The organism is Mycobacteriales bacterium (assembly GCA_035533475.1).
Taxonomy (GTDB): domain Bacteria; phylum Actinomycetota; class Actinomycetes; order DATLTS01; family DATLTS01; genus DATLTS01.
The window spans coordinates 22,207-33,847 of sequence record DATLTS010000013.1; the positions used below are offsets into that span (position 1 = coordinate 22,207).

General features: G+C 67.5%; 10 protein-coding genes. 7 read left to right on the forward strand and 3 right to left on the reverse strand.

Features of this window, described 5'->3' with window-relative positions:
* Nucleotides 1–6 precede the first annotated feature (6 nt).
* Both VNG13_01510 and VNG13_01515 read left to right on the forward strand, forming a co-directional pair.
* The gene (locus VNG13_01510; protein ID HVA59196.1) at nt 7–2,583 is read left to right on the forward strand and encodes a hypothetical protein; all 2,577 of its coding nucleotides are present in this window, start codon (nt 7–9) and stop codon (nt 2,581–2,583) included.
* Between the two features lie 240 nt (nt 2,584–2,823).
* On the forward strand, nt 2,824–5,091 hold the full coding sequence (locus tag VNG13_01515; protein ID HVA59197.1) for a GH92 family glycosyl hydrolase: 2,268 nt from the start codon (nt 2,824–2,826) through the stop codon (nt 5,089–5,091).
* A gap of 47 nt (nt 5,092–5,138) precedes the next feature.
* On the opposite strand, the gene VNG13_01520 is transcribed toward VNG13_01515, so the two are convergent.
* Nucleotides 5,139–5,648 carry a hypothetical protein gene (locus VNG13_01520; GenBank protein HVA59198.1) on the reverse strand — a complete coding sequence of 170 codons (510 nt, stop codon included), beginning with the start codon at nt 5,646–5,648 and terminating at the stop codon, nt 5,139–5,141.
* Between the two features lie 389 nt (nt 5,649–6,037).
* Between VNG13_01520 and VNG13_01525 the strand changes: the two genes are divergently transcribed.
* Nucleotides 6,038–6,733, forward strand: a complete 696-nt coding sequence (locus VNG13_01525) for a hypothetical protein (GenBank protein HVA59199.1) — start codon at nt 6,038–6,040, stop codon at nt 6,731–6,733.
* Nucleotides 6,734–6,782: 49 nt separating this feature from the next.
* Here VNG13_01525 and VNG13_01530 read toward each other — a convergent pair whose 3' ends face one another.
* The gene (locus VNG13_01530) at nt 6,783–7,256 is read right to left on the reverse strand and encodes a hypothetical protein (protein ID HVA59200.1); all 474 of its coding nucleotides are present in this window, start codon (nt 7,254–7,256) and stop codon (nt 6,783–6,785) included.
* 348 nt (nt 7,257–7,604) lie between these two features.
* Between VNG13_01530 and VNG13_01535 the strand changes: the two genes are divergently transcribed.
* The 3 genes from VNG13_01535 to VNG13_01545 are packed head-to-tail and all read left to right on the forward strand — an operon-like array spanning nt 7,605 to nt 9,883.
* Complete coding sequence (locus tag VNG13_01535; GenBank protein ID HVA59201.1) at nt 7,605–9,170, forward strand: ammonium transporter; 1,566 nt, start codon at nt 7,605–7,607, stop codon at nt 9,168–9,170.
* Nucleotides 9,167–9,505 carry a P-II family nitrogen regulator gene (locus tag VNG13_01540; protein HVA59202.1) on the forward strand — a complete coding sequence of 113 codons (339 nt, stop codon included), beginning with the start codon at nt 9,167–9,169 and terminating at the stop codon, nt 9,503–9,505. Before VNG13_01535 ends, VNG13_01540 begins: the two co-directional genes overlap by 4 nt.
* 12 nt (nt 9,506–9,517) lie before the next feature.
* Nucleotides 9,518–9,883, forward strand: coding sequence for a winged helix-turn-helix domain-containing protein (locus VNG13_01545; GenBank protein HVA59203.1), 366 nt, complete (start codon nt 9,518–9,520; stop codon nt 9,881–9,883).
* 353 nt (nt 9,884–10,236) lie between these two features.
* Here VNG13_01545 and VNG13_01550 read toward each other — a convergent pair whose 3' ends face one another.
* Nucleotides 10,237–10,785, reverse strand: a complete 549-nt coding sequence (locus VNG13_01550) for a TIGR03086 family metal-binding protein (GenBank protein ID HVA59204.1) — start codon at nt 10,783–10,785, stop codon at nt 10,237–10,239.
* Nucleotides 10,786–11,401: 616 nt separating this feature from the next.
* Here VNG13_01550 and VNG13_01555 point away from each other — a divergent pair.
* A partial coding sequence (locus VNG13_01555; protein ID HVA59205.1) for a hypothetical protein occupies nt 11,402–11,641 on the forward strand: 240 nt, incomplete at its 3' end.

Here is an 11,641-nt window from a genome sequence, read left to right on the forward strand (position 1 = left end):
CCGCCCGTGAATCACGGGCGGCTCGTCATCGCCGGGGCCCTGCTCACCGTAAGCACCGCGCTCGTCCCGCTCGGGGGCTCAGCCCAGGCCGGTTCGGGCTGCCTCGCGACGAGCGCGCCCCGCGGGACCTGGAGCCTGGTGCCGGCGCCGGCCGCCGGAGCGGCCATCGGTCAGCTCGGCGACGATCCATGTCGGCTGATCGCGGTGACCGGTGCCCAGGTCGTCGAGACCAGCTCCGACGGCGGGTCGTCCTGGCAACCCACGGGGGCCCGTACCCCGGCCCCGATCGGCCAGATCGTGACCGGTGGCCTGCCTGCGGAGACCGCGCTTTTCCTCCCGCTGGCGCCGAGCTCTTCCCCGGCCGGGCTGTTCCGGACGACCGACGGCGGGCGCACCGTTTCAGCGGTCGCCGGACTCAACGGGCTGAGCGTCCTCTCGATCACCGCCGGGGCGGGTGGCTCGGTGTACGTAGCGGTGTCCGGCACCCCGGCTACGCGGATCGGTGGCCTGCCGTGCACGGCCAACGTGTGCGGCAGCACGGACGGAGGGGCGAGCTTCGCCGGCATCACCGGACCAGCCGGCGTCACCCCGGACTCGGTGTCCTTGGTCCCGGGGAGCAGCCAGAACTTATGGCTCGACGACACCAGCGCCCCGGGTGGCGTTTTCCAGTCCAGCAACGGAGGGCAGACCGCGACCCCCGTCGGAGCGAGCAGCGGGTGGACCGTGCATCAGGTCCTCGCCACGCCAGCTCGGGGCGGCGGCACCGAGCTGCTGGTGGCAACCGCACACGGCCTCGAGGCCACCGTCGATGGCGGGCAGACATTCAGCCAGAGCCTGCCGCTTCTCGACTTGGCGTCGATCGCCGTGGAAGCCCAGCATCCTTCAGCCTTGATGGCCATTACCGGCTCCCAGGTCGTGCGAACCGCCAACCTTGGTCAGGTCACCCACTCCGCCAGCCAGGGATTGCCCTCCTATTGCGGGCCGACCGACCTGCGTGGTGACTCCGAAGTTCCGACCACCTTCCTCCTGACCTGTGGCGCCGGCGGTGCGACCTACCGCTACCGCAGCGACGGCACGGATCTCGAGGGCACGCCACGCGCCGCATCCGGGCCGCCCGACTCCGTCCCGGTGGCCGGGTCGGACATCGCTATGCAGGCTTTGGTCGCGCTCGCGTTGCCGGCTGGATACGACAGCCTGCACAGCTCGATCGCGTTCGATGGGCAGCGGCTCATCTATACGACGGAGAACGACCAGGAAGGTGCTCCGGATGGCTTCCTGCATGCCATGGACACCCGGGGCCATCCCTTGCCAGACCTGCGGACGACCATCCCGCACGTGCTTCTGGGCGTTACCTACGACTCGTTGCGAGATCTGCTCTACGTCACCGACGCCACCGGCGGCGTCTGGTCGGTGGATCCCCGAACCGGACGGTCCACCCCAATGTTCGCAAGCCCGGTCTTCGCACGAACGGCTCTCAACCGCGCTGACCACGGCGATGCCGGGACGGGTGACCTGTCCTATGACCCGGAGATCGACCGCTTCCGGGCGATCGTTGACGCCGGCCGCCACGTCTACGAGTTGACCCGCACGGGCCAGGTGACCGGTAGCTGCCTGTTGCCGACGAGCATCCTGTCGGCGGCCAACCTGAACGACCTCCAGGCCCAGGCCACTAACAACAACACCGCGGATAACAACCGGTACAAGGCAGCAGCCGTCGTGGCGACCGGTAACGGCGACGCATACGTCGAGATGGAGGACGACGTCACGGTCATCCACATCGACCGGTCCTGCCATCTGCTCGCGGTCTTCCACCACCACCGCTACGCCGAAGCCAGCATGGAAAACGACGAGCTGGCCTGCGACACGGTGAGCTTCGCCAAGCCGGTCGTGTGGATCCGGGACGCCGACCTGCACGTCGTCACCGCGTACGAGGTGCCGAGCGGTTACTGCGCCCTGGCCACCGGACTGCGGGTGGCTCGGTCGGGGGCGACGGAGGCCTGCGTCGCACTTGACCTGGCCGGCAGTGGGCAGCCCATCCCGAATCAGCCGGTGCAGCTGTTCCGCGACCGCAGGCTCGTCGCGACCGCCACCACAGGTCCCCTCGGGAGCGGCTGCGCATCGGTCCCGAGCTCGAGTTCCGCCGAACTCCTCGGGGTATTCCTCGGCACCCCCGCCTACCGTCCCGCCTGGGCACTTGCGCCTCCGGCCGCGCCAAGGGCGCCCGTGGGACTGTTCCCGCCGCACCTCGGGGCGCCACCCGGGGCGGGACCGCTCGTTGGGTCCGCAACTGTCCCCGTCGTGACCGCACCGATCGTGCCAGTGTCGGGTCCGGTTCCAGCTCAGCCACCACAGGCTATCCAACCGCAACCTGGCGTGCAGCCCCAGCTCAACACGGTGGCCCAGCGGGAGAGCGAACCTGCGGCGGCGGACTCGACGGGGGATCAGTCGACCCACGAGTACACGGCACTGGCCGATCCACATCCGGCGCCTTTGCTCCCACTCGAACTCGGCGCCGCTGCCCTCCTCGGGCTCGCCGTCGAGCTTCGGCGCCGGGCGTCGCGGGTCCGCGCGCAACGCGGCTGACATCACCGAGCGACCGCCGCCGCCAGCCGACCCCGCGCCGCAGCTGGCAGGAACGTCGCGGCGGGCGTCGAAGACCGGTACGACGAGGTCCTTTCTGCCGGCGAAAGGTCGTGCATGCGCAGAGCGCCCGCGGCCAAGCTCGTGACATGGCCCCGGCTCCGGAGATGGCCCCGGCTCCGGCTCCGGCTCCGGCTCCGGCTCCGGCTCCGGACACCATGGCGCCCGATCCTCGCGATCGCGATGGGCGTTACCGTGCTCGTCGCGCCCGTGGCTGTGGCCGGCGCCCGGTCGGTCTATAGCCGGCCGGGGGTTGATCTCACGAGTGAAGTGAACCCGCTGGCCGGCTCTCTCGGCGCCGGCTTTCCGACGGTAGCCGCCCAGCTACCGTTCGGGATGATCTCCCCCGGCCCGATCACTACCACCCGCGTCGGCGACGATCCCGTCAACTACGTCGGGTACGCCTACCAAGACCCCGAAATCCGGGGGTTCGCGCTCACCCACTTCGACGGTGCCGGTATCCACATTGCCGGGGATCTCCCGATCATGCCCACGGTCGGAGAGCCGACCGGCACGCCCAGTCAATTCGCGTCGCCCTACAGCCACGGTGCGGAACTCGCTCGGCCCGGCTACTACGCAGTCACCCTCCTCGACAGTGGGATCCGAGCCGAACTCACCGCCACCGCCCGAGTCGGATACGAGCGATTCACCTTCCCGGCCGGACGGCGCGCGAACCTGCTCGTAGACGCGACCCGAAATAACAGCGGAACCGTGCCGGCCGTGGTCTCGGTCGCGACCAACCGGCGAGGCTTCAGCACGGTGATCCACAATCCATCGGGCGCTTACGACCTGTATGCCGAAGCGACGGTATCGACACCGTTCGCGACCTGGGGGCGCGTCGGCGAGGTCACGTACCTGTCCTGGCCGACCTCCGCTAACGCCCGGACGATCACGCTGCGGGTCGCGATCTCCTACACCGACCTGCGAGGGGCAGAAACGAACCTGGCCGCCGAAGGGAGGGGAGACTTCGACGCGATTGCCAGGAAAGCGGATCAGCTCTGGAACGCGCATCTGCACGATGTGACACTCGCCGGCGGCTCGGCGACGGCCACTGCGACGTTCTACACCGAGCTCTACCGCAGCCTGCTGATGCCGACGACATTCGACGATGCGGACGGCCGTTACCTGGGCTTTGACCACCAGGTGCATCAGCTCGCTCCAGGGCAGCACCACTACACGAACCTCAGTGGCTGGGACACCTACCGCAGCCAGACCCCGCTGCTCTCCCTGGTCGAGCCCAATGTCGGGCGCGACGTGGCTCTGTCCCTGCTCGACGACACGGCGCAGAGCCATGGGGTCATCCCGCGCTGGGTTTACGCGAACGACGACTACGGGATCATGGGCGGCGACTCCGGGACGGTTCAACTCGCCGAGGCGGTGGATGATGGGCTGCTCTCCCAGACGCAGTCGGAAGATGCCCTGGCCGATGCCGTCCGGCAGGCCACCACATTGCCGGCGGTGTGGCCACGCGAGCATCTCGACGCATATCTCCGCGAAGGCTTCATCGGCAACGACGTCTCCGGAATCGGCGCCGCGGAGACCCTCGAATACGCCATAGACGACTCGGCTATCGCGGCCATGGCTGGCCGGCTGAGGGTTACCCGCACTGTGGCGAAGTTCCGGGCGCGGGCTGGGTACTGGCGCAACCTGCTCGACCCGTCCGGGCACTTCCTGAGGCCACGCAACCGCGATGGTGCCTTCGCCAACCCCACGTCGATAGGTGCCGCGTCGACGTGGTCCCCGATTTTCCAGGACGGCTGGCAGGAAGGCACCGGCTGGCAGTACCTGTGGTCGGTACCGCAGGACGTCACCGGCCTGGCCGACGGAATCGGCGGCCGCGCCGTGACCGTGTCGCGACTCGATAGCTTTTTCAGCGCCGCCCTCCAGTCGAACACCGCCCCCGCAGTGCCGACGGCTCATGAGTACGGCAGTTTCTTCGGGGTGTACTACGTCGGAAACCAGTACACCCCCGCCAACGAACCAGACCTATGGTCCGGCTTCTACTACGACTGGCTCGGCGAACCCTGGCAGACGGCGAAGGTCGTACACGCGGAAATGGCCACCTACTCCACCCGCCCGGACGGGCTGCCCGGGAACGACGATGCCGGGGAGATTGCCTCCTGGTACGTCCTGGCCGCGCTGGGTCTTTACCAGGTAACACCCGGGGTCGACGGGTGGGAACTGTCGACGCCGACCTTTGCGGCCGAGAATTTGCGGGTCGGGTTCGGGCGGCGAAACTTTTCCGTCACCGCCCCCGGGGTCGCGGCGGGTGACCAGTACATCTCGGGTGCCCATCTCGACGGGCGCGGCTTCGACGCCACCTGGATCCCCGGCTCGACGTTGCGCTCGGGTGGTTCGCTGAGGATACAGACCACGAACGCCACCGGGTCGTCGTGGGGGACGGCGGCTGCGGCCCGGCCGCCTTCGCTCACCGCCGGCCTGGCCCCCTGAACCTCCCGCGGGCTGGCGACGAGCGGCGAGAACGGCCGGAAGCTCCGCTACGGCAGGTTGCTGAACGTGATTGTGATGGTCCCCTTGGTCGCGGGGGTGGGGCAGCTCGTAACGCCGACCGGGGCTGCCGGATCGATCGACACCGTGCCATGGGCCGCGATGGGGAGATCCTTGGCTGCGCCGCAGACGATCTCGGACGGTGCGGCCCGTCCGGTGGTGTTCACCGCGGGCCCGGCGTCCTGGAAGAAGATGGCCACCCGACGGCCGGTCGCGTCCTTCGCCGACAGCGTCACGTACAACTCGGTGGCGGAATTGCCGATCGCGTCGGCCTTCGGGCAATCCCCGAGGTAACTGCCTCCGACGACATAGGCGATACAGGGGTTGCTGTAGGACTCGATCACAGTCCGGGTCACCCGGACCGGCTTCGGCTTGGGCTTTGGCTTGGGCTTGTGGGTCGCGGCGCTCGCGCCGAATGCCGTCCCGATGATCATCGTCGCACTGAGCAACCCGATGGACGCCCGGCGGGCCAACGCACCGTTGACCATGTCCTGGGCCATTCCCTGCCTCCGATCGGAGCGGCCTCGACCGCCTTCGATCCGTCAACGCGCGAGCGCCGCGGAGGTTACGGGTGGGTATTCGGCAACCGTCCCGGTCCTTCCTGCCGGCGTGACGGGAGTTCCGGTGACTGCCCCGATCTCGCTGGACTTTGAACGGGACAAACGATGCTCAACGAGGGGTCCTCCCCCTCACCTAACCGTCCCCCCGACCGCGGACGCGGGCTGGGCCTGATACCGACCCAGGGGATCCGGCGGTTTCTACCCGGTCGGGGCGAACCTACGTCCGTTCCCGTCATGTCGCCGTAACACAAAGCCTCGAAGGTTTTCCTGGCCGTAACATGGGCGAAAGTCCTCGGCAATTCGGCCGGGCCAGGCTGCCGGTGACTCCGGTGACCACCCCGATTGGGAGACGCGTGCATCCGTCCTTCGCTTTGCCACACCTGAAACGCGACGGCGCGAAGGTTCCGTTCCGCGATCGGCTGCGCGCGGCCATTCTGAAGCCGGTAGCGCCCGACGCCACTCCCGCGACGCCGCTCTCCTCGGTCGAAGAGTTGGCGGCCGCTGTGCGGTCTACCGACGACAAGGAGCGGCTCATCGGACTTTCCATGGCGCCGCTTGCCGCCGCCATCGGGATCCTCGTGATGAGTGCCCTGATCGCCAACGACCCCCCGGCTCGGCTCAAGAACGGTCAGCCCAACCGCCTCCACGTGAGCGTGGCTCTCTATCACGAGCTGACGGTCGTGCTTCTTGTGATGTCCGTTCTGATCCTGGCTATGTCTCTGTCTCGCAAGCGTCTTTTCCTCGGCATCCTGTTGGCGCTCTACGGCCTGGCCATCTTCAACCTGCACTATTGGGGCTTCGGGATCCCGTTCCTGATGGCCGGCTCGTGGCTGTTGGTGCGGACCTACCGGCTGCAACAGGAACTTCGTGATGCCCCCGCTAGTGGAGCATCCCGCATGGGCTCGAGACGCGGGATCGATGACGCCCGGGCCACTCGTAAGCGCCCCCGCACGGTCGGTTCAAAGCAAGGTGGCGCGAACCGCCCAAGCGGTCATCCCCGTCGAAACCCACGCGGTGCAAGCTAGCGGCGATGAATTCCGTGTCGCCGGATGGCCCGAATCGATGGGCCGGCGATCAGCGGTGCCATCTTCGCCGGATGAGCATTCCGGCAAGGAGCACGAGAACGAGGAATAGGACTGCCGGAAGAATGAACACCTGAGCGGACGGACGCTCGGTCGCCACAGTACGGACCGTGGAGAGCAGGCCGGGGTCCCCCGCGTCGGTAATGGCGCGGATGAGTGCCGGCGGCGGGTGCAGACCACTGCCCGTGATCGCCTCTACATAGCGATGGCGGCCGACGGTGAACGTCGCACTGCACTCGTATCCGACCAGATTGCTGCCGCTTCCCCCCATCAACCCATGGCACCCGGACACGGCCACATCGACTGCTATTCCGTGCGCGCGCAGCCGGGCGATCTGTGCGTTCTTCTGCACGCCGGCCAACAGGAGCACAACAGCCAGCGCAGCCAGGCCGCCCATGCAGACGCCGACCACCACCCGACCGACCCGGCGGAAGTCAGCTGACACCCCGGCCCCGCGCAGGGTCATGATTGGCCCTTCGCAGCTGACGAGTTCTTGGCTCGTCAATTGGGCCTGCCCGCCGGTCGTTCGTGGTGCGCCGGCATCCGAGCGATCATGGCCGTCCATTCGCTGCTCACTCGCTCGCCGACAACCTGATGTCTTGACATTGCGCATGGTAGCGGAGCCATCGCCAACCTCGGACGAGGGTTTTCTAGTTCACGCGGTTGTCACATGAGTGTGACGGTGAGGAAACGCTCGGCCTGCATCCTTCGCGGCAGGGCGAACTTCATGTCGTGGCTCTCGCGCACCGTGCGCATGGGCCGTATCCATGGCAGGGCGCCGGCAGGCATTGACCAGACGAGAGGAGTACTAGCCGTGCAGCACCTGCTAGCTGGTGCAGTACCCGTTCCGTATCCCAGTTGGCTGAATTCGGGTGACAACACGTGGCAGCTGGTAGCCGCCACGTTCGTTGGTCTCATGAGCCTCCCGGCCCTGGCTGTCCTGTACGCGTCGATCGTCCAGAAGAAGTGGGCGGTGAACGTCCTGGCGATGATGTTCGCAGGATTCTCGCTGGTCCTCATCGCCTGGGTGTTGTGGTCCTACAAGATGGGTTTCGGGGCCACGTCGATCGGGGGCGGGGTGAAAAATGGGGTACAAACCCAGCTATCGGGCGTGGGGTGGGTCAAGCACTTCTTTGACAACCTGGTAGGACAACCGGGCGGCACCACCAACAGTGTCGCCGAAGAGGGCCAGGCTGTGTCGGCGGCGAATACCGCCATACCCTTCCATTTCCCCACAACGACCCTTGCCTACTTCCAGTTCGTGTTCGCCGCGATCACGCCGCTGCTGTTCATGGGCAGCGTGGTCGGCCGGATCAAGTTCAGTGCCTGGTGCCTCCTGGTGCCGCTGTGGTCGACTTTCGTCTACGGAATCGACGCCTTCCTGCTGTGGGGCGGCGGCTACTTCTCCCAGGAGGGGTCACTCGACTTCTCCGGTGGTTTCGTCATCCACATGTCCGCCGGCGTTTCCGGCTTCGTTGCGGCGTGGGTCCTTGGGCCCCGGCTCCTGCGAGACCGCCAGCACGCGATCCCGAACAACCTGGTTATGGCCGCGGTAGGCGCGGGCATCCTGTGGCTCGGCTGGAACGGCTTCAACGGCGGTGACCCGTACTACGCCGGGGCCGACGCCGCGGCCGCTGTGGTCAACACCAACCTGGCCACTGCGACCGGGGTACTGGTCTGGCTCGGGATGGACGCCTGGCTGACCAAGGCGAGGAAACCAACCTTCTTGGGCGCAGTGAACGGGATGATCTGTGGGCTGGTCGGGATCACACCGTGCGCCGGTTGGGTCAACGGTCGCGGCGCCATCGCCGTGGGTGTCATCTGCACGGTAATCGTCTGGGTCGCGTGGAACTACCTGTCCAAGGTGCGGCCGTTCTCGAGGGTGGACGATGCCCTCGGGGTCGTCTACACACACGGGATCGCGGGCCTGGCCGGGGGACTTCTCCTCGGGATATTTGGCGACCCGAACATGCTCGAATACGGTTGCGGCAGCCTCGACACCACCGGCCAGGTGGTCAACACCACGCAGTCGGCGTTCGCCACGTCGCACGGGGGCTGCACCCCCTTCTCCGTCAGCGGGCTGATGTACACCGGCTCGGCCCACCAGCTTTGGGAACAGTTCCGTGCCGCTCTGTTCGTGATCTTCTGGTCTGCCCTCGTGACCTTCATCCTCATGAAGCTCATTGGGCTCGTTCTCCGGGGTACGCGCTACCGTGACGAGATCCTCGAAATCGGCGACCTGGCTATCCATGACGAAGAGGCATTCCCCGAGGAGACGCTGGCCGTCCGTTCCGGCGTGATAGCTACGGCCGGCTCCGGGTCGACGCGGGCCGCGTCAGACCCGTCGCCGCCACCCGGCGACCGAAGGGAGATGCTGTGAGACTCGTCACCGCGATCATCAAGCCGCACAAGCTCGACGAAGTGAAGAACGCACTCCAGGCCCATGGCGTTCATGGCCTCACCGTTTCGGAGGTGCAGGGCTACGGGCGCCAACGGGGCCACACCGAGGTCTACCGCGGAGCTGAGTACCAGGTCGATTTCGTCCCGAAGATCAGGATCGATGTGGTCGTTTCGGACGAGGACGTGGCTGGCCTACTCGGGGTGATTGCCGAGGCGGCCAGCACCGGTGCGATCGGTGACGGGAAGATCTGGGTTACACCCGTCGACGAGGTGGTGCGGGTGCGCACCAGCGAGCGGGGCGCGGATGCTCTGTGAGCTCACGCGCGCGTGAGCGCGGACACCGAGGCGATGCCGGGCGGCCCATCACCTGGGTCTGCGCTAAGGAAACGGCTGGCCAGCGTTGGGGTGACCGCCTCGCCGGTGCTGTCGTGGCGCAGCCTCGACGTTGACCTAGTCGGCTACGAGGTTCGCCTGGAGGGGCGACCGATCCAGTTGTCGGCATTGCAGATCGAACTGCTTGCGGTTTTCCTCGCCGCACCGGAGCGCGTTTGGCACCGGGATGAGTTGGCCTGGCTGGTCGGCACCCGAGTGGCTCGCACCCGCAACATCGACGTCCACCTCAGCCGGATCCGTGGCCGGGCCGGGCGGGACCTATTCCTCGCGGTCCCTCGCCGGGGGTGGCGGCTGAGATGACGCCGGCTTTCGACGGGCTCCGGTAGGTAGTTCAGCTCACTGGACGAAACCGCACCGCCGGCTGAACAACCGTGGGAATGGTTGCCATCCACCCTGCTCGATCTTGGCCAGGACCCGAACCCGGGCCTGCCTGGCGCTCGGCAGGAGCCTCCTTGCAACGCCAACTCGGGGCAGGCGGACAAACTGCTGATCACGGGCTCGTTTGTCGTGCCGGATTGGAATCCATCGGCGGCGAAAGCCACCGGGAAGTGCGATCCCCCACCAGCTGGGTAATTTACGGCGATAGGCGGCGGGTGTCGGGTACCCCGCCGGGCCGATTTGGCAGCGGGACCGGTCTGGGGCGGCAGGCTGCGTTACGCCCGGCGGCCCAGGAAGTAGAGGAACTCCGTCTGCAGATCCGCACCCGCGGGTGGTTCCAGCTTGGGCCCGAAGACGTTGGGCTGGCGGATCATGTCGTCCATCGGCTTGAGAGCCTCGTAGGCGTGGCTAACTGAGTCCTCGTGGAGGCGCTCGTCCGCACCGACCGCCCGTGCCAGGTCCCAGGTGTGCACGAGCAGGTCCATGGACACGAACCGCCCGATGATCTGCCCGGCGGGCATCTTGCCGATCGGCCCGTCGATCTCTTTGGCCAGCACTTCCGGGTCTGCGGCGATCTCGTCGATCGCCCGAGATGCCGCCTCCCAAGCCTGCCTTGGGTCTTCGTCGCCGCCGAGGGGCTTCGACTCCCCACCTCTGACGCCGGCGATCACGCCCCGATGGCCCGCGACCACATGCGCCACCACGTCGCGGGCCTTCCACCCCTCGCAGGGGGACTGTGCCTCCCACTGGTGCGGGGCGACCGCCTTGACAGCAGCGTCGAAGCCCTTCGAGACCTGCCGGTACCTGTCTTGAACGTCGGTCATCCTCGGAGTGTAGGCGTCCCACTACCGGCAGCGCGCTTCGCCCGGATGCGGCAACGACGTCCGTCGCCCTCCCAGTCAGCCCCGAAAACCGCTTCGCCGGCTATCGCTATGGACGGGAGGTGTACGCGGCCTGGTCTGGCATTGTTGCGCACATCTGTGCCAACTGGTCGAGGGATGATTCCAACCCGTCACAGCCGTCTACCTGTGGTGACGGCGCCCGTCGTCACTGGAGCGTCAGAGGAGGGACCCGATGGGCAAGGTGGTGGCCGGGATCACGGTCTCGGTCGACGGCTACATCACCGGGCCGGACGACGAACCGAGCTGCGGCTTGGGCGTCGGCCGCGAGCGCCTCCACTACTGGGTGTTTGGTGGACCATGGAGCTACGACTCGCCTGGTCGGGGTAAGCCACCGGCACCGAAAAGCCCGCGTTCGTGGAGGTGCGCTGGCGGCGACGGCGAACAGCAGCACCCGCAGGTCGTGGATCTGCTCGGCGGACAGCGGCGGTGCCTCGGCCAGGCGGGCCACGATCCACTCCTCGCAGGTCATCGTCGGGCCCCCGCCGCCGCGCCTCGTAGTCGACGAGCTACGGGGCGCTGCGTCGCGCGTCATCGGCCGATGCCCATCCCACGGTCGCTCACCCCACTCGTCGCCGCCCTGCTCGATCGGCCCTACACCTCCAAGCACGCCAGCTACGACCTGCGCCGGCTCCGCCGAAAACGGTTCATCGAACGGGTGCCCGGACACAACGTCTACCGGGTCACTCCCTATGGCCGCGCCCACGCGACGTTCCTGTCCAAACTCGCCGCCCGCGCCGTCGTCCCCACGCTGACCGAACTCGACGCCACCGGATCACCC

Coding starts and splice junctions, on each gene's coding strand:
- VNG13_01515 (HVA59197.1), top strand. CDS start 2,824: ATGGGCGTTACCGTGCTCGTCGCGCCCGTGGCTGTGGCCGGCGCCCGG.
- VNG13_01550 (HVA59204.1), bottom strand. CDS start 10,785: ATGACCGACGTTCAAGACAGGTACCGGCAGGTCTCGAAGGGCTTCGAC.
- VNG13_01530 (HVA59200.1), bottom strand. CDS start 7,256: ATGACCCTGCGCGGGGCCGGGGTGTCAGCTGACTTCCGCCGGGTCGGT.
- VNG13_01520 (HVA59198.1), bottom strand. CDS start 5,648: ATGGCCCAGGACATGGTCAACGGTGCGTTGGCCCGCCGGGCGTCCATC.